The organism is uncultured Parabacteroides sp., assembly GCF_902493135.1.
Classification (GTDB): domain Bacteria; phylum Bacteroidota; class Bacteroidia; order Bacteroidales; family Tannerellaceae; genus Parabacteroides.
Genome location: NZ_CABUOD010000012.1, coordinates 80125 through 98568 on the forward strand (window position 1 = coordinate 80125; position 18444 = coordinate 98568).

Sequence of the window (18444 nt, forward strand, 5' to 3'; positions counted from 1 at the left end):
CGGAAAAAACTTCCGACCCTTCCTGTTTCTCAGAATGTGCACCCGGCCTTTATTGCCTTTCGCTGCATCTGTTCCAAAGATTTCGCGTATGTGTCATTCAAGCGATCCGAACTATGGATGACCCGATAATCGCTTGCACTCGCCCCGTCCGCCATATCCGGTGCAATCGAATGGGCTTTGTTCATACCTTCCGCCCTTCCTTTTCGTCCGGCATTCGCCTTTGTCCCGTTTGCCAGGCGGGAAGAGAGCCGTTTGATTTCGGAACGATAGAAAGCGCAGTTGTTTCCGCCTCCCCCGGAACTTCCGCCACTGCCATAATCGGCTCCGCCATAGCCTCCACCGTCATTTGCATGGGCAGCCAACGACATATTGCTCGTTGCCGACACATACCCGGCGACATCGCCTTCAACGAGGCTGCCCACAGCCTGCCCGACCGAACCGATATCACCACCTCCATTCGCAACAGCATCCACAGCCAATGCAGTTCCGGCAGCTACTCCGATAATGTTTGCGGCAGTCATGAATCCTTGTTCCACCCGGTTCCACCGTCGTTCACGCCTGTCTTTCTTGGCTTGTTTCAGGTTGGCTTCTATCTCTTTGTTATCAGGGTCCAGTTTATTGGCGATCTTCAAGCGGTTCATTCCTTCTTTAAAGCTTTCACCTTCGATATCCATAATACCCAGGTTGTTATGTACCATTGCATAAGTCGGATCAATACATAATATTTTCTTATATTGCACGCGTGCCTCCGCATGCAAACCGGCTTCATCGTAGACAACAGCCTTGGCAAACGCCCGGTCCAAGAGATCATCCATCACAAGTCCGTCCGCCCCAATCTGTCCATGCTCGAAATTGATCCAGCCCACAGAAGTTCCGGCCACAAAGGGTTCGATCCGGTCGTAACTCGGCGGGACGACCAATGCCCCGATCCGACTATACAGTCCGACCGATTCATTTTCATAGACCGCAAACATTTCCCCTTCGGCCATATATTCGATCATTTCAAATGCACAAGGTATCACCAACCGTCCATAATGGTCAACCACTCCCCATTTATCATCCTGGGCGACCAAAGCAAAACCATCGCCTACACGTGCGATCTCTTCATAGCGCATAGGTACGGTCCAAAGCGAATCTGCCGGGACAGGCGTACGATAAAGGCTATCCATAATCAAGGCATCGATAGTCTTCCCTGCTTCCTCTATCTTAGCCAGGGACTCGTCATACAACCCATTGTCACGGTCGGACTTCACCTTTTTAGCGGCTTCCTTATAGAGCTTATTCGATGTCGGCAACTTGGTCATCATCTCTTTCAACTTATATTTACAGGGAACGACAATTTCGCCTTTCAGATCGATCGCTCCGATCTTCCCATCCATCTTAACGGCCGCCAGATCATTTTCCTCAAAATTCTCCGCCCACTCGAATTTCGGGGGGATCACAAACTTGCCTGACTTGTCGATAAATCCGAACATCCCGTCTTTCTTCACCGCAGCCAATCCCCGGCTGAACCCCTCCAGCCTGTCGATCGATTCAAACTGCGGTTCGATAATGAAACGGTTATAACGGTCTACAAAACCGACTCTCCCGTTCAGCTGCACGCCTGCCAAGTTTTCCTCAAACTGTTTGGCGACCTTTTCATACTGGGCGGGAATCGCCCATTCCGTCTCATAGCCTACATGCAAGATGTCATCCAACTGATTTCCAAACGAAATCCCTGTCCCCAAAATTCCGTTATTGGAAAGTGTAGCGGCTTTCTTCCACCAACCGCTTTTCTCCCCCTTGTTCTCATATCCCCATCTCTTGGCTTCATTAGATTTTGCCGCCAAACCGGAGCCGTCGGCTTGGGCAAAACCCAAGACCGGAATTGCCCAAGCTAAAATGATAGCCCATTTAACCCTATTTGTCCAGTACCTTTTCATATGCATTATATTTATTATTTGTACACCACCGTACCCTACTCTGCTTGCAATCTCTTTTCCACAAACAAACCTAAATATAGTTTTCAAATATATAAAAACACATTCTTTCAGGCAAGCAGTTTTTTTTCAAAAATCAGACAAGTTGCAGATTTTGCCGTTATGCGGAAGAAAACGGCCAATAAGTGGAAACAAAAAAGCGCCTCGGCTTCTCTTGTCGAAGAGTTCATTATAAAAAATTTTTACCCGCCGGATAATACTTTCACAACTATACGCCGGGATGCTTTTTCATGCATGCGGACAACCTTGACGGCAAAAGAATTGTTTCTTTCGAGGCGGAGTTCGATCGGGAACCCACCACGAATAGTAACAATAAAAAAACAACAAGTCATGAAAACTAAATTATCCGTCTTGCTCTTGTGCCTATGCAGCCTCACCCTGTTCGCCGCATGCAGCAACAGCCCGCAAAAACAAAAGGCAGCTGCCGAGAATGTCGCAGCCCCTATCCTGAACTTCCTGAAACAAAAGTATCCGGCCGCAACGATCCTGAAATCCGAAAAGGAGACTAACGGGACGGAAGTGGATATACAAGAAAAGAATCTGCACAAAGAAGTATGGTTCGACACGAAGGACCAATGGGTCTCCACGCACTGGGAAATCAGCGCCCGCGACGTGCCTGTCGCCGTCATGGACGCGTTGCAAAGCTCCGCCTACAACCAATATAAAGTAGAAGATATCACGGCGATCGAACGGCCGGACGGCCTGTTCTACGATTTCGAACTGAAACAGGACAACAACGAGATACACGTCGTACTCAATTCCAACGCGCAGATCGTAACACAAAGGACGACCCGCGCACCGGGATATGACTGGTAAAGAATACGGCAAACGGATCAGTCAACAGAAAACCGCTTTCCATTCGCCGATGTTGCGTTCTTCTTTGTCGAAGGAGGCGCCGACTTTGACCGGTTGCCTGCCGTCGACGGCGTAAGGGATCAGGTAGCCTTTGTCGTCGATCTGGCGGAGGGCCTCGTCTACCGAGCCGTTCAGCTTGAACTCGAACACGTAGATATAATCCGTTGTCTTTACCACGGCATCGGCACGCCCGCGGGCGCTCCGCACTTCGGCATCGACATATTGTCCCAGCAGCTTGAAGACAATATAGAAGACCACCTGATAATGACGTTCCGTCTTGTCGTTCAACTCGTAAGGCATACCGGCGAAGAAGGCGCGAAGGCGTTCCATAAAACCGTCGACATCCCCCTTACGCAACTCATCCCAGAACTTCCCTATATAAAACGGGGCATTCACTTCCGACATCGACGTGTAATAAGGAGTAATGAAATTCAACCATCCGTATTCCACTTCCGCATTCGGATAGCCGAGCACATAGAAGTCCTTCAGGGGGTCGTACTCCTTTATCGTCAGGTAGCCGCTCTGGTAAATGACCGGCACCGGGTTATGGAAATCCATCCGGTAATCGGTCAGGGCGGCGGCAGGCACTTCTATGCCGTCCAGTTCACGAAGGTCGTAGTCCGTCTTTTTCAGCATATCGACCAACATGGTAGGCGTGCCGGTAGCGAACCAATAGCTGCTGAAACGACGCTGGATCAATGCATTCAGCACGCTGAACGGATTAAAGACCCCTTCCGTCTGGAACTCCGAGAAATGATAACCGTCGTAACGTTTCGCCAGTTCGTTCACCGCCTGTTCGTAAGTCAGCCTGTTCATGGCGGCAAGCGCAGCCAGTTCGGGTTGGAAATCACGTTCGATCTCGTCCTTCGTCATGCCGCAGACGGTCGCATAGTCGGGATTCATGCTGATATCCATCAGCTGGTTCAAGTTGCTGAAGACACCCAACTGCGAGAACTTCGTCACACCGGTGATAAACACAAAACGAAGATAGCGGTCGGCATCTTTCAGCACCGTGTAGAAGCCGGTCAGCATTTCGCGGTAAAGATCGTGCAAACCGTCGTTGAACAAGGAGCGAAGCAGCGGTTTGTCGTATTCGTCGATCAGGACCACCACCTTCTCACCGGTTTTCTCGCAGGCCTGCCGGATGATCTGCATGAAACGGCCTTCGTATCCCAATTCACGGTCAGTCCCGCCATATTGCTTTTCCCATTGGATAAAGTGAGATTCCAATATCTGCTCCAGACTCTCCTTTGTTTCGTAAAACTTGGCATTCAGACTCAGATGAAGCACCGGATACACTTTCCAATCCTTTTCCAACTGCTCGATGGCCAACCCCTTGAAGACCTCTTTCCGGCCCAGGAAATAGGCTTCGAGCGTCGAAAGCAGCAGGCTTTTGCCGAAACGGCGCGGGCGGCTCAGGAATATAGGATTGCCGGAAACAGCCATTCGATAGACCAAAGCCGTTTTATCAACATACAAAAAATTCTCTTCACGCAATTTCGTAAAGTCCTGTATCCCCACCGGGAGTTTTCTGATCGGTCTCGTTTCCATATATCCGTTGTTTTAAGTATGCACACAAAGATAAGGATAATGCGGCAATATGCCCTAAAAACCGTTTCGAATTTACGGGACGGGGCTATCCGAAAACTCGGTCATAGCTTACGTTGTGTTATGATTTCAGGAAGGTGTGTCAAAATATAAAATAGAACACAGATGACACAGATTCAACAGATAACCGCAGATTTTTATTTTATTGATTTGCAATAATCAATCTGCGTGAATCCGTCTCATCTGTGTTATCTGTGTTCTAATATACAGATTAATGACACCCCCCTGAAACTTACCTTACCGCGACCTTGAACACCTCTTTTTCACCGAGGCGTACCAGATAAAGGCCGGGACGTAGCGGTCGCGTCGTTTCGCCGGCAGGCGCGTCGAAGAGCAGGCAGACACGGCCGCCCATGTCCACGATGCAGACACACGCCGGGCTGTCGAGCGAAAGATGCAGCCGGCCCTCTGCCGCCCATACCCGTGTGTCGGAAGCAATGGCGGCATTGGCTGTCGGCTGGTCATCGTTGCGGACAATCCCCTCGACCGCGACCGTGATGTCTTCCTCGACAAAGCGAACGACATATTTGCCGTCCGAAGCACGCGGTTCGAGTATTTCTCCCCGGCTGGTCCTGACGACCGGCTTCGAATGCAGCTCGTAGCCCTCCTGCAACACGAGGGCGAACGAGAAGCTGTAGCCTTCCTCGACCGTATAGGCTCCGGCCTTTTTACTGAACGTGACGCCCTCCACGTCGGGAAGGGTGACGGTGTAGTAGTTCGTGACAGGCGGGACATAAGGCGGCGGCGTGTAGGTTTTTATCCAGGCGATGCCGAAGGGGCTGAAGCTGTCGACGTCAAATTCGAGGCCGCGAGCGGTCTTCTGCAACTCTTTTTCGCCCTTGCCTGTGTCGGGGGCATCCCGATAGACTTCCGTCGTGCCGTCCGTCTTCAAGTGGACGATGACAAAACTGTCATTGCTGTTCGTGCCGGAAGGATAAGGATAGACCACATGGACCTTGTTCCCGTCTTTGGGCTGGATGGGGGTCATGGTGGTCTGACTGCTACCGGAGGTAGTCGTGATTTCCACCAGGGCGATTTCGGCAAAGATGATATTGTCTTTAGCAATATCGGCAGCAACCTCTTCGAAGGTCGCTTTCACGCTCTCCTGATGTTCGTCTTCGAGCGCTCCGGTGATCAGCTTGACTTCGGAACCGGTGCTTGCGGTAGTCTTATCCTTATCGATCACGGCAGTCGGCTTTTCGACCGGCGTTGACGGGAGTTTGCTTACATCAGCGACAACAACCGTCTGGGTGGTGTCGGCAGGCTCGACAGTCTTTGCCTTGAAAGCGGCTGTGATGGTAACGGCCGTAGCATCGGTCGGGACAGTATATTCGGTTGGCGGATTAGTATTGGTATTGTTTTCACCCGGCGTTGGTGTTATTGTGACATCCTTCAGCTCGTAGCCCGGCAAGGGGTAGTATTTGAGTGCCAGCTTGACTCCGTTCGGGATGGTGTCCGCTTTTGCCAACAGGCTGTCGCCGGAGAAGACGGAGATCGTGCCGCCTCCCTGTGCCGGTTGGGTGACGGCCACCGGGATAGCGGCTTTCACGCCGGTGAAGGCTGCGACCCCGTTATCGGCAGGCGCCTGGAAATAGACGACCGGTTCGGCAGGGGTGGCCGCTGTCAGGCCTTGCTGGCGGGTACGGACTTCGGTGCCATTATCAGCACCGTCCTTCGTCACCGTCCAGAGCCGGTAGGTCTTGCCTGCCGTAACGGTCGTGGCAAAGGTTTTGCCCTGGCGCAGTCGGGCGGCCGGGAATGGGTCGGCGGCATCGGTGGCGGCGAAGGCGATTGGGGCATCGTTCGTGCCGTTTCCATCGTTTTGTGCCGTTGTTGCAGCGAACTGCCATTCCATCCACGCGTTGCCGAGGGTTCCGGTGTTATGGATGGCGGCGTTGGCGCAATGGAAGGTGACGGAGGTCGACGACGGATCGGCCACGGTGAAGGAGCCGGAGTTATCGAGGCCGTAATATTCGTTATTATCGTCAGTATTTCCGATGTACAGGCCCTTGCCCGTCAGCGTCACAGAGCCTTTGTTCACGAAGGTAGAGGCGCCGGATGCGCTAAGGGTGGAAGTGCCCTCTCCCGTCGTGTTGAGGATCAGGGCGCAACCGGACCCGATGGTCAGGGCGGCAGCGCCGGTCGGTTTGATTTTCACTTTGTCGAACGTCAGCGTCGGGTTGCCGATGGCGGCGGAGATGCTGAGTTTGTTGGTGGACGGAGATGCGCCGTTGGCCATCTTGACCGTGCCGTCGAAACGGGTCGAAACACCATCTTCTCCCTTTTTGTAACTCCATTTGCCATTGGAGCAAGAGAGGGTGAGATCTGTATCGTCGGAAGACAAAGACAACGGATCAGGGTAAGGCAGATAGGTGGAAGAGGTCAAGTCGTCGGGCTGGCCGGGGATGAAATCGGACTCATCGTAAGTCTCCGGCCGGCCGTCGTTGCCAAAGCTGGCGATTTTTTTCAGTCGCGGGAGCTTGCCGTTTTTGGTGGTATCGATGGCGGTGAAGGCTTTGCCCTCACCTGTCCAACCGGCGATAACGTCAGCGACCTCATCGAGGTAGACGTTGGCCCCGTTGATCGCATCGACGGCGATGCCGGTGGTCGGGGCGGCAGTATTATCTCCTACCGTCAGTTTAATATTGACGCTGGCGTAGTTGCTGGAAAGGGTAGCATTATTATTATTTCCGGCAATACGACCGGCATGTTTTTCAGAGGTGCTTATGGTAGCTTTCACGCCGTCGGTATTTAAGGCGAGGCAATCCTGTACAGTAACGCTACCGCTCCAAATCCACCCGATGATACCGCCTGCATAAGCATAGTTGGTAGGGTAGCCGCTGTTGCTTGATGATTCAGCGGAAACAGAACCCGTGGCAAAACAAGATTCAATAACCGCATATCGAGCACCTCCGACAATACCGCCGGAAGTACTTGTCGTGGCTGTTTTAGCGGTTATATCCCCTGTTGAATAGCAGTACGATATATGACTCGGAGTACTGCTATCACCATTAATATTACCGTCGCCTACGATACCGCCCGCATAGGCGGTATTAGTATTACCAGTAGCACTGACATCACCCGTGTTGAAGCAGGAAACAATAGAAGATTGGGCACTTTCCCCTGCGATTCCACCCCCCATAACCGGTGATCCATCGACAGTGATGGCTCCACTGTTTGAACAAGCGCTAACCACCGAGTTTTCAGCTATCATACCGGCAAATCCACCGACATTTCCAACCTTGTCAGACATAGAGAAACTGACCGCACATTTATTATGGCAATTGATGATTTTTCCACTATTCACCCAGCCTGCGACACTGCCAAGATAGTAGTTATCGCCTGCGGCTGAATCAGTGGAAGTGGAAGTCCCCAAATTAATTGCTGGGGAAGTTCCTTCATCTGCCATCGTCAGATCCTGCACGGTCGCTCCATTCAAATACCCAAAAAGACCGATATAGTTTACCGAAGTTGAGTCGATCGCCATTCCGGTAATGGTTTTGTGATTTCCGTCGAAGGTGCCTTGAAAGCTTTTAGAAGAAGAAGTCCCTATCGGCATCCAATTATTCCTGAAACCAGTGGCGACGCCCTTGGTAGGCGTAGCCAGAGAGATATCGTTGGCAAGCTTAACCGTGCAGTCCTTAAAGCCTGCATTGGTAGGATAGTAAGCATCACCGGTATTGGTGGTATTGTTGGTAGTATTGGCGGTCTTCCCATTATTCGTCACCCAAGCGATCCACGCGAGGCCGCGGGGGGTTTTGACGGTGTAGGTTGTGCCGGAGACGGAGACATCGGTGCCACCCGGGCCGACACTGACTGTCTGACCGTAGGTAGGCCAGTCGGAAGGAAATTGCATTTTTTCGAAGGAGAATAATTTATTTTCCGTCGCCGTAAAGACGGTTGTTTTTTTCTCATCCATGAGTAGATTATCGTCTAACCAAACGGTATAGCCGATGTCCTTCTTGACGTTGACAGCGAAATGCCTATTTTTGTCGTCGGTGGTGAATTGGATAGCAGGATTAAGCGATTTGCCGTTGGCATCTTTTATTTCCAGCGTCTTGCCGCTCTCCGGGGCGGAGGAGTTAAACCTCCATTCGAGGAAGGGGGAATGCACATTATTGTCAAGAATTGCTTTTAATCCCGCAGAAGCCGTTATTTTCGCATCTTCGGCCGCAGATAAAGAAGCGCTATTCCCTATCGACACGGCATATTTGTTATCCGCTACGATATCTATTTTGCCTTTGAGGATGAGGCCTACCGGATGACCAGTAGTGTACAAATATATTCCATTTGACTTTTTCCCAAGGATATTCAATCCGGCAGCTCCACCATCCAGAAGCAGGTCGCATCCACCGTTGTTGTTGATTACTACTCCTTGGCATTTCAAGGTACTGGCTGAGCTGCCTGTCGCTTGGATACAGAGCGGTTCACCGCCCTCTACCATATAAAGCAATGAGTCGTTGGCATTGTAGGTTAAGTTCAGCTCCTTCAGTTGAAGGATCGGGTAGGTGTCAAGCATATTATTATTAGAATCCTCTATCTTTTTCTCGCTTTTGATATCGATCGCCCCCTGCGACCAACTATTATTCGTGCCCGTCAGCGTACCGGAGAACTCGGTGTCGGAGCCATCAGTCCCGATCTTGTAAAACCAAGCATAATCGGTCGAACTTTCAGCTTTCAGCTTATAAGTCAGAGTTAGTTTTCCATTGATATTGCTATTGCTCACATCGAGATCAGAAAGGCCTCCTCCTGTTTGCGCCCCTCCCCTCGCCGGCCATAAAAAAGCCAGTATCATGATACTGATTATCCGTGCAGCGAGCCGGAGGGGCGCTGCACGGCGGTTTCTTTTTATAAGTAAAAAGTCGTTCATAAATAGATGTATATTATTAAATGATGATGATTTATCCGTTGTTTTCGGCTTGATCCGAAAGCAACCAAAAGATCAAGGCTCCTCCGTCAGTCATATAGGTGTCAGCATCGGCCATCCCAAAAGAGCCGTCAGGCTCTATCTCCGGCCTAAGCTGGTGAGCGTCAAGCGCAGAGACCGCAGTGAGCGTCCGGAGCGTCTGCTGTTTGAGCGAAGCGAGTTTCAGACGCGACAGCGAACGAAGGGAACGGAGTAGCGAGGCAGCTTAAGCCTTGAACTTTTGGTTACTTTTCTTTCAAGAGAAAAGTAACAACCTCCTACAATTCACCGGGACGCTCCTCTTCGCCTCCGCCACCGCCTCCGCTGTCAGGCCCGCTGCCGCCGGAGGTGCTGCTGCCGGCGATGGAGGCGTAGAGGGTGACGAGGCCGTTGACGTCGTCGATGAATTTTTCGATCACATCGCTGGTGCTGACAATGGCATAGGCATTGACAATGGTGATGATCTGCCCGTAAAGCTCGTTAGCCGTCCCGACGGCCTGGTCGGAGCTGACATCCGTCTGTGCCAAGCGGGTCGACGCCTCGCCTGCCTTGCTGAGGAAAGCCGTTTCGAACGCGGTGTTCGCCTTGGCAAGCTCCGCCACTTCGTCTTCCAGGCCCAACGCCTTGACCGCCGCCACATTGGCTTCGAGCGCCAGGACAGTCAACATGCCCTTTACCTCAGCAGTCTGCTTGCTGTATTCGTCACCGCCGATCCCTTTGTAAGGGGCCAGGTCGGCATCCAACCGGATGGCGTAGGCCTGCTTGGCGGCGATCGGGTTCGTCTTGTGGGCACGCACGACGTTGCTGACGACGCCCACCAGGTTGTCGCGTCTCTTGTCTTCCGCTTTCATCTCCGACGTGGACACGAAGGTGGTCGAGCGGTTGACGATCGAAGCCAGCAGCGCACATGCCTCGGCATAGAGCGCCGCCTGGTCCACGATATAGAGCGCGGAGGGCGTAGCCTTCACGATCAGCTCGTTCACCTTGCTGTGGAAATCGCTTGTCGACCCTACGGTGAGTCGCGAGATACTGAAAGTCTTAATCTGTTTTACCATATTTCTTATTTTAAAATGTCAATATCAATAAAATCGTATCGTTTTCAGGCGATTTGGCCCTCCGAACAGCTTCGGGAACCCGAATGGCGGGCCGTTCGCCTCTCCGAACAGGTTCGGAACCCCGAACCGCAGGCCGTTCGCCTCTCCGAAGAACTTCGGAACCCCGAACCGCAGGCCGTTCACCTCTCCGAAGAACTTCGGAACCCCGAACCGCAGGCCGTTCACCTCTCCGAAGAACTTCGGAACCCCGAACCGCAGGCCGTTCGCCCTTCCGAAGAACTTCGGAACCTCGAACCGCAGGCCATTTGCCCTTCCGAAGAACTTCGGAACCTCGAACCGCCCGCCATTCAGTTTCCGGACACTCGCCGCCGGTCGCTATTCGCCCCATTTCTTAGGATGCGAGATAGGCGGCGTGTTCACCGGTTGGTTGTCCGCCGTCACTCCGAACTTGAAGTTTTCGGGCAGATCTTTTGTCGTGTAGCAGAGCTTGAGGGGATGATGGTTGGTCGCCCCTTTGAACCACGGCTCGCAGGAGGGATCCACCCGCCACTCTGTTGTCCAATAGCTCTCGAACAGGTTCTTGTTGTCCGGCAACTCGAAGGGGCGTTTCCATTCGGTCCCGCCCGTCGAGGCGATGATCGGATGGCCGTCGGCGTCCCTGTCGTAGATGCCGATGCCGGTGATCAGCTTGTCCTTGGGCGTATCGGAGGTGGCATACTTCACATAGACGTTCTTGTTCACGATGATGCCCGATTTGGAGATGTCGGCGTTGTCTCCCCTCTTGGAATAGCCGGAGGGCCTGTCCTCGCTGATCGTCACGTCGGTGAGCCCCGGATGGACGTCGTCGTAGCTGAGGGCGTAGTACCAGTACTGGTCCTTGTTGTCGTTCACGCTCACGTAGGTCGACTGCGAGGTTTCGAGCGCGTACCCGCGGTCGGTCGGGGCATTGTCGTTGGCCATCAAAGGATAATAGATCAGCTGGTTGCCGAAGTCGTCCTGGGCGACGAACGATTTGGGGTCTCCTGTGGCATGGTCGTTGCGCCCGTAGACCGACATGAAGTCGGCGAGTATGGCCCGCGGCATGGTGCGCTTCGGAGTGTGCTTTTCATCATAGGCTTCGAAGTATTTCATGATCGCATTCTTGCGCACCGAGTCCTTCACGAGGTCGTAGATGGGGATGAGCGCTTCGCCGGAGTCGTCCTTCGTCGTGTAGCTGATCGGGATCCAGGTGGAACGGCTGTCGGCCGTGATGCTCTGGTCCCAGGCTTTGACGTCCTGGCTGGCGTTGCCTCCGCTCGACTTGATCACGTAGCGTGCTTTCGAGGCCTGGCTGTAGTCGTAGCTGTAGTCGCCTCCGCTCGCGTCGGCGCGGATATAGTTGCTGCCGTGGATGCGCTGGTAGTATTCTATCCACTCCGTGGCCGGCTGGTCGCCGACGAGCTGCTTGACCTGTATGTTGGCGGCGGCATCGTGCCCGATGGAGTGTTCGTACATGTTCTCTTCCCGTGCGTACATATAGATAAAGTTACCGCCGAAAGAGGCCTTGCTGATGACATGCGTCCCGTAGTGGTCGAGCAGGTCGAAGATCGTCTTTTTGCCTTTTTCGGGGACCGTGTCGTTCGAATAGACCTTATAGGCGTCCGATCCGCTGTTGTTGAAGACGTCGTTGACCGTCTCGTCGAGCAGGAGGTAGATGTTCGAGCGGTCCGCCCCCGCCACCTTGGTGATCCAGTCGGGGTTGATCCGCACCTCGGCCATGTTCTTGCCGTAATAGCCGAGGTAATACTCGAAGTTCTGGCGCGTGTTGGTCATCGTCTCCTGCGAGAAGGTGACGCCTCCCGAAAGCCCTACCTTCTTTTTGATGCCGATCTGGCCGGTGATGCCCACGGCGACGTTCATTTTCTCCATCGTCTCCTCGAAACGTTCGCCGCCGCACTCGAACTTGATGCCGTCCTGGATGGACGACTCGTTGTCGAGGAGCTGCCCGCGTATCATGTCGAAGGAAAGGATCGGATAGGTGGTGTTGCCCATGTCCGCCCAGATGTGCGTCCCTTTGCCGATCGATTTGGCATAGGTGATATCGCCTTCGGCCGAGGTGGCGGAGCTGCGGAGCACGAGCTCCAGGTCTTTCGTCACCGTCTCGTCTCCCTCGACGCCGAGCGTCAACTTATAGCTGCGGGGCACGGAGAAGTCGGGCATCCCGGCTTTCGTGCCGTCCTTCAGGCGAAGGATGAGATATTTCACATTGTCTTTCATCTCTTCGGTCAGTTCGAAGGGGAAAGAAGAGTCGTGCAGTTTCAGGCGCAGTTTGCGGAGGGTTCCGAGCTTGAGGCGGAAGTTTTCGAGCTTGTTCACGTCGACCATCACGATCCGGTAGCCGTTCGTCAGGTCCGCGCTCCCCTCTTCCAGCGGAGGATATTCAGGTTCTTCGGCCCCGTCGTCGCTGCAAGCGGCAAAAAACAAGGCGCTTCCTGCGACGAACAACGTTGCGAGCAGGAGAGAAGCCAAGTTGCAAATGAGAGAGGTTCTTTTTTTCATAAGAATGAATTTAATAGGTTATACATATTGTGAAATTTACCTTATTCGATCTGTCGTATCCAATCGTCCATCGTGACGCCCTCCGGCAACGGCAACTTCCGCTTGAAGCGGTAGCGCGTGGTGTGGAGGCTGCCGGGCGAGATGGACATGCGGTCGGCGATTTCCCGGCTGTTCAGGTTCATCTTGATCAGCATGCAGAGCAGTTCCTCGACCGGCGTGATGCCCGGGACCAGTTCGCGCAGGCGGAACAGGAAAGCGGGATAGATGGCGGTGAAGGTGCGGCGGAACGCGTCTCCCTTCTTTCCCGTCTCATCCACCGCCAGGCATCCGGCAAGCAGCTGCTCCTTCTTCACCGGGCACTCGCGCGAGTGGCGGTCGAGGAGGTCCTGCAACTTTTCAAGGCGGTCATCGATCCTGCGCACCAGGAACTGCCAGAACAGATAATCGGTGACCAGGACAAACGCGACACAGAAAAAGGAAGCCACCGCAACGGCCGCCAGCCATCTTCCGCGGTCTTCCGTCGCTGCCCCTTCCATCCCGATGCCTACGAAGGCGAAGAAGACGAAAAGCAAGACCATTGTCGCTATTTGCTTTCTATTCATCATACTGTTCTTTCCGTGCTTTCAAAGTAACGCAATCCATTTCGTACCTCCGCTTTACTTTTATGGGCAATAGTCTGTACAACGGCTGAACAATAGCATTTTTCTATTGGAAACAACGCTTGATAATCATCTATTACTCGCCACGGTCCCTATGCCCTTTCACAGAAACAAATATAGAGGGGTTCGAGCTGCCGGCAAGGGGAAACCGATAGACGATTCAATAGATTTCGTCCGATTTCCGACCGTTTTTGCAAACGTTCGACTACTTTTGTCGAAAAAAAAGATGATGAAGAAACAAATGCTCGTTTTCGCCCTTGCAGGGGCATTTATCGCCTTCACGGCCTGCCGCCGCACGGCGGAAGATCCCTCGTCGCCGACGGCCGGATGGGAAAACCGGGGGACGGACAAAACGCTGAAAGCACTGAACCGGGAATGCCGGACGCTCTATGAAGCCGACCGTACGGACTCGGCTTTCACCATCTACAGCCGGATCTTCCGGAATTTCCCGGCTTCTCCGGCGGGCAACCGGGACAGCCTGCGGGCCGAAACCGGCATCGCGCTGCAATATTTCTACAATTCTTCCTATTACGAAAACAAAGAGGAGGTGTTCAAACAGATCACGGATAGCCTGGCGCACACGCGCCACCCCTACCTGACCGGGCCTTGCCTCCATTACCTGACGGCTTACCGGTGCCTGGCGACCCGCTTTACCGGCGACGGGGATTCGGAAGCCCTGCTGCGCGAAGCCGCCTCGCTACCGCCTGCCGGCGACGCGACGCAGGAGATGATATTCGCCCACCTCGTCGCCCGTACCTTGCAACGCTACAGCCGGCCCGCCGAACAATACATCCCGATGCAGCAACGGGCCGTCCGGGCTTTCCGGGCAGGCGGACAATTCGAGGACCCGACCGACATCCTCTCGCAGATGGGATATTTCTACAACCGCACCGGCCAGTATGAAAAGGGAGCGGAATGCCTGCAAGAGGGCGTCGACTACCTGCGCAGCCATCCCGGCTACAAAAAGATAGGGGCCATCTACCTCTATGGCGACCTGTCCAACCTCTACGCCCGCCTGGGCATGTCGGACAAGGCGCTCGAAGCAAACGCCTCCGCCATACAGGCCAGCCGCGAACGGAACGGGCTGCTGCTGACCGACCTGTTCCGGATGAGAGGCAACCTGTTTGACGAGTTGGGGCAGACGGATTCCGCCTTGGTCTGCTTCGAAGAGGCATTGCGGGCGGCCGCCGCCATCGCAGACAAGGCAAGGGCGGAGAGCCTGGCGGACGGGATCAGGTCGGACCGGGCCATCTTCATGGTCGACCACTCCGAACGCTTTCCCGGCGCCTTGCCCGAAGCGATCGCGTTACTGCAAAAGAGCTGCGCCGACACGCTCAGGGATACGACAACCGAACAGTTCATGTTAGGGCTGGCATTCGCCAAGAACGGGGACCCCGGCAAAGGAATCCCGATGATGGAAGAGGCGGCACGCGAATTTGCCGCCCAACAGTTCGACGAAAACCTCGACCACGCGTACGGGGAGTTGATGAAGATGTATGCCTCGCAAGGCTTGAACGACAAACTGGCGACGCTGTTCCCGCATTTCATCGCCTTGCGCGACTCTGTCCGCAAGGAAGACAAAATCCGCGCGACCATCGCCGCCAACATCCGGTACGAGACCGGCCGCAAGGAACAGGAAAACCGCGTGCTCACGGCCGAGGTGGCCTTGAAGGAACGTTCGCTGGTCTACATGCACATCATCCTGATACTGGCGGGATGCTTGCTGGCGGGCGCCGTCGCCTATCTTTTCCAACGCCGCCGGATGCACCGCGAAGAACAGGAGATGCACCGCCGCCAACTGAACGGATTGCTCTCGGCCCAGCAGGAACTGAACCGGCGGAACGAACAACTGAGCTTCGAACTGGAACAGGCGGTGCACAACGAGACCATCGACCACGTGCGCCAAAAGCTCGATCCCACTTTGCTCAGCGGGGAGGACGAGAAGCGTTTCCGGCAATCCTTCGCCGCGCTCTATCCGCGCTACCTGCCGGGACTGCGGGCCCGTTGTGCCGAACTGACCAAATCGGACGAACTCCTTTGCATGCTCATCCACCTGAACCAGAACACGGACGAGATCGCACTGGCACTGGGGATATCGCGTGCCAGCGTCAATTCGGGCAGAAGCCGCATCCGCAAAAAGTTCGGGCTGAGGAAAGAGGAATCGCTGGAAGCCTATCTGGAAAATGTGGACTGAGACGGGATCGTTTTACTTGAAATGCGACTTTTCCCAGGTGTAGACCTTCGGTTCGGCCTTCAGGAAAGGTTCCACCTGCCGGCGTTCGGCTTTCGTCAGGTAGCGGGGAGTCGTGTATTCGACCGTCAACGTCCGGTCGTCGGGGCTGAGCGAATATTTCCGCAGGTCCATGTCCAGGCGGGCGGTCGCTTCGATAAAGGCGGTACGGTTCTTGTCGGCATCGTCTTTGACAAACCATTCTGCCGGGACCGGAGTGTACAGGTCGGCGGCCTCCAACGGTTTCCAGTCTGTCGTGAAAAACTCGACCCGGCTGTCGGGAACGGGACCGCATACGGTCGTGACCATACAAACGACATAGGTATCGTTGACGAGCGGAAGAAGTTTCATCTCCACCGTGCTGCGATCCGTCACCTGCAACAGCAGGTAATCGTCCGTCAGCTTCTTCAAGTTGGAAAAGCCGTTCATGGTGTTTTTCAGCTTCGCCTCCTTCCCCGATTTATACAGATCTATCAAATCCTTACGCCAGGCGTTTTCGAGTTGGGGCACGTATTGGTCGGGCATGGCGACAAAGACCGCATCCATCTCCTGCGCCTTCATCCCCCACGCAAATGCACAAAGCAGTATAGAAAGAAATAATCGTTTCATATCTTAAATTGAATTTATAGGGAGACAAAGATAAAAATAAAATATCTACCTTTGCAATAAGTAATCGTAAAAGGTAACGTATATGAAAACAGTAGGAGATAAAATATTAATTTCCCCAGACCTTACCCACTTGCCAAATTGGATAGAAGGGACAATTATCGAAGTGGAAAACAACCCATTCGTGGGTGTCGTCATCTCTGCTGAGACCGAAGACGGAAATGTCTTCTTCGGAAAAGAAGACTTGTTCAAACCTCAAAACCGGAGATCTTTAGCGCGTACCGAGATACAGGAATATCATTCCTAATAATACTAAAAACAGGTCGATCGCCTTGCTTTTCAGGTTCTTTTCGTGGAAGAACAAAGCACCGGCGATGAAGGTGACCAGCACATTGCTGCGACGGACCATCGAGACGATAGAAATCATCGAACCGGGGAAAGTCAGGGCATAAAAGTAAATCCAGTCCGCCACGCAGAGGAAGACGGAGATAAAGATAATGTTCCAGTGCCACACAAAAGGCGTCGTGCTTTTCCGGCGCGGATACCAGAGAAACAGAAGGATCGGCAACATCATCAGGCACTGGTAGACATTGAACCAGACCTGCACCGTCATCACATCCAGACTTCCCATCAGATATTTGTCATACAAGCCGCTCGCCGCTCCGGTGAGGATGGACAAGACGGTAAAGAAGATCCATTTATTGTGCGTGAAACGGATGCCCTCTTTTTTGCCGGATGAGGAAAGAAGATAGAAGGAGGCAATGGAAAGGACCACCCCGACCCATTGGTACAGGTTCAGCCGTTCGCCAAAGACAAGCATGGCTCCCACCAGCGTCACGACGGGCTGCGTCGCTTTGATCGGCCCGGTAATGGTCAGCGGCAAATGTTTCAGGGCAAAGTAGCCGAATATCCACGACGACAAGACGATCACGGCCTTTACGAACACGGCCGCATGCGTCTCAAAGGAGACACGCGGCACATACAACATCGTCCCGTCGAGCACATCCGTAAAGAACGAAAGAAAAATGAAAGGGACGAAGATAAGACTGCTTATCAATGTATTGAAAAACAGAACCGGGATAACGGCATTGCCATTCAACGAAATTTTTTTGTTTACTTCATAACAGCCTAAAAGGAAGGCGGAGATGAAGGCTAATATGAGCCACATGAAAATTAAGAATTAAAAATTAAAGAATTAAAGGATTAAAGGAAAATAGTTTCGGGGTAGGTGACGTCGAACAGATAGAGGGCGTGTCCGGGGGCGGAGGTTCCGGCGCGGCCACGGTCTTTGGCTTCGATTACTTGGCGGAAACCGTCGACGGAGAGCTTGCCCCGCCCCACTTCTAAAAGTGTCCCGACAATGGCACGCACCATATTGCGCAGGAAACGGTCCGCCTGTATGGTGAAAACCCAGACATCGCCTTCCTGCTCCCAACCGGCTTTATAGATGCGGCAGTTGTTCGTCTTCACGTCCGTGTGCAGCTTGCTGAAGCTGGTGAAATCGATATAGTCGAACAGAACCGGACAAGCCTTGTTCATCGCGTCGAAATCGAGTTTGCCCGGAATCCGATAGACCTGTTCGTAATTGAACGGGTCTTTCCGGGTCGTGATATAATATTTATAGGTACGCGAAGTGGCATCGAACCGGGCATGCGCATCGGGGCGCACAGGCACGATACGGTAGACCGCGATATCTTTGGGAAGCAGGCGGTTCAGCTTCTCCGCCAAGAAAGCGAGGTCGGCGATCGGTTCCTGCCAGTCGAAATGAGCCACCATCAGGCGGGCATGCACGCCGGCATCCGTCCGCCCGGCTCCCACGACCGGGACCGGCCGTCGCAACAACGTAGCCAATGCCTCTTCGACGGATTGCTGCACTGTGATTCCATTCGGCTGTATCTGCCAGCCACAAAACTTCTTGCCGTTATAACCTAAATATATAAAGTATCTGTTCACGTCCGGATATCCTTGCTTCTGTTTGTTTTCGGATGCAAAGGTAACAGAAATCTCG

At 53.5% G+C, this 18444-nt stretch carries 13 protein-coding genes; 3 read left to right on the plus strand and 10 right to left on the minus strand.

Annotated features, from left to right (window positions below):
* Positions 1 to 29 precede the first annotated feature (29 nt).
* A complete protein-coding gene (locus tag RDN79_RS07765; protein ID WP_298553249.1) occupies positions 30 to 1922 on the minus strand; it encodes a WG repeat-containing protein in 1893 nt (630 codons plus the stop codon).
* A 387-nt stretch (positions 1923 to 2309) separates the two neighbouring features.
* On the opposite strand from RDN79_RS07765, the gene RDN79_RS07770 reads away from it, so the two are divergent.
* Entirely contained in the window at positions 2310 to 2795 is a 486-nt protein-coding gene (locus RDN79_RS07770) for a PepSY-like domain-containing protein (RefSeq protein WP_298553248.1), read from the plus strand.
* 21 nt (positions 2796 to 2816) lie between these two features.
* On the opposite strand, the gene RDN79_RS07775 is transcribed toward RDN79_RS07770, so the two are convergent.
* The 6 genes from RDN79_RS07775 to RDN79_RS07800 all read right to left on the minus strand — a co-directional run bounded on the left by RDN79_RS07775 (position 2817) and on the right by RDN79_RS07800 (position 13546).
* Positions 2817 to 4385 (minus strand): ATP-binding protein, encoded by a 1569-nt coding sequence (locus RDN79_RS07775; protein WP_298553247.1) that lies wholly within the window; start codon positions 4383 to 4385, stop codon positions 2817 to 2819.
* 289 nt (positions 4386 to 4674) lie between these two features.
* Positions 4675 to 9312 carry a hypothetical protein gene (locus RDN79_RS07780; protein ID WP_298553246.1) on the minus strand — a complete coding sequence of 1546 codons (4638 nt, stop codon included), beginning with the start codon at positions 9310 to 9312 and terminating at the stop codon, positions 4675 to 4677.
* Between the two features lie 314 nt (positions 9313 to 9626).
* Positions 9627 to 10403, minus strand: coding sequence for a DUF6261 family protein (locus RDN79_RS07785; RefSeq protein WP_298553245.1), 777 nt, complete (start codon positions 10401 to 10403; stop codon positions 9627 to 9629).
* Between the two features lie 24 nt (positions 10404 to 10427).
* A complete protein-coding gene (locus RDN79_RS07790) occupies positions 10428 to 10628 on the minus strand; it encodes a hypothetical protein (protein WP_298553244.1) in 201 nt (66 codons plus the stop codon).
* Positions 10629 to 10778: 150 nt separating this feature from the next.
* A complete protein-coding gene (locus RDN79_RS07795; protein ID WP_298553243.1) occupies positions 10779 to 12941 on the minus strand; it encodes an MAC/perforin domain-containing protein in 2163 nt (720 codons plus the stop codon).
* 41 nt (positions 12942 to 12982) lie between these two features.
* The gene (locus RDN79_RS07800) at positions 12983 to 13546 is read right to left on the minus strand and encodes a hypothetical protein (RefSeq protein ID WP_298553241.1); all 564 of its coding nucleotides are present in this window, start codon (positions 13544 to 13546) and stop codon (positions 12983 to 12985) included.
* 265 nt (positions 13547 to 13811) lie between these two features.
* Here RDN79_RS07800 and RDN79_RS07805 point away from each other — a divergent pair, with 265 nt between their 5' ends.
* On the plus strand, positions 13812 to 15794 hold the full coding sequence (locus tag RDN79_RS07805) for a transcriptional regulator (RefSeq protein WP_308573103.1): 1983 nt from the start codon (positions 13812 to 13814) through the stop codon (positions 15792 to 15794).
* A 12-nt stretch (positions 15795 to 15806) separates the two neighbouring features.
* Here RDN79_RS07805 and RDN79_RS07810 read toward each other — a convergent pair whose 3' ends face one another.
* A complete protein-coding gene (locus RDN79_RS07810; RefSeq protein ID WP_298553239.1) occupies positions 15807 to 16439 on the minus strand; it encodes a DUF3256 family protein in 633 nt (210 codons plus the stop codon).
* An 82-nt stretch (positions 16440 to 16521) separates the two neighbouring features.
* Here RDN79_RS07810 and RDN79_RS07815 point away from each other — a divergent pair, with 82 nt between their 5' ends.
* Complete coding sequence (locus RDN79_RS07815; protein ID WP_298553238.1) at positions 16522 to 16743, plus strand: transcriptional regulator; 222 nt, start codon at positions 16522 to 16524, stop codon at positions 16741 to 16743.
* On the opposite strand, the gene RDN79_RS07820 is transcribed toward RDN79_RS07815, so the two are convergent.
* On the minus strand, positions 16708 to 17604 hold the full coding sequence (locus RDN79_RS07820) for a DMT family transporter (protein WP_298553237.1): 897 nt from the start codon (positions 17602 to 17604) through the stop codon (positions 16708 to 16710). The two genes, RDN79_RS07815 and RDN79_RS07820, sit on opposite strands and share 36 nt — an antisense overlap.
* Before the next feature lie 35 nt (positions 17605 to 17639).
* The gene (gene truA / locus RDN79_RS07825) at positions 17640 to 18389 is read right to left on the minus strand and encodes a tRNA pseudouridine(38-40) synthase TruA (protein WP_298553236.1); all 750 of its coding nucleotides are present in this window, start codon (positions 18387 to 18389) and stop codon (positions 17640 to 17642) included.
* Between the last annotated feature and the right edge of the window lie 55 nt (positions 18390 to 18444).

What these genes read in the sequence shown, in the direction of transcription:
- RDN79_RS07765 (WP_298553249.1), bottom strand. Translation starts at nt 1,922, where the DNA reads ATGAAAAGGTACTGGACAAATAGGGTTAAATGGGCTATCATTTTAGCT.
- RDN79_RS07770 (WP_298553248.1), top strand. Translation starts at nt 2,310, where the DNA reads ATGAAAACTAAATTATCCGTCTTGCTCTTGTGCCTATGCAGCCTCACC.
- RDN79_RS07775 (WP_298553247.1), bottom strand. Translation starts at nt 4,385, where the DNA reads ATGGAAACGAGACCGATCAGAAAACTCCCGGTGGGGATACAGGACTTT.
- RDN79_RS07780 (WP_298553246.1), bottom strand. Translation starts at nt 9,312, where the DNA reads ATGAACGACTTTTTACTTATAAAAAGAAACCGCCGTGCAGCGCCCCTC.
- RDN79_RS07785 (WP_298553245.1), bottom strand. Translation starts at nt 10,403, where the DNA reads ATGGTAAAACAGATTAAGACTTTCAGTATCTCGCGACTCACCGTAGGG.
- RDN79_RS07795 (WP_298553243.1), bottom strand. Translation starts at nt 12,941, where the DNA reads ATGAAAAAAAGAACCTCTCTCATTTGCAACTTGGCTTCTCTCCTGCTC.
- RDN79_RS07800 (WP_298553241.1), bottom strand. Translation starts at nt 13,546, where the DNA reads ATGATGAATAGAAAGCAAATAGCGACAATGGTCTTGCTTTTCGTCTTC.
- RDN79_RS07810 (WP_298553239.1), bottom strand. Translation starts at nt 16,439, where the DNA reads ATGAAACGATTATTTCTTTCTATACTGCTTTGTGCATTTGCGTGGGGG.
- RDN79_RS07815 (WP_298553238.1), top strand. Translation starts at nt 16,522, where the DNA reads ATGAAAACAGTAGGAGATAAAATATTAATTTCCCCAGACCTTACCCAC.
- RDN79_RS07820 (WP_298553237.1), bottom strand. Translation starts at nt 17,604, where the DNA reads ATGTGGCTCATATTAGCCTTCATCTCCGCCTTCCTTTTAGGCTGTTAT.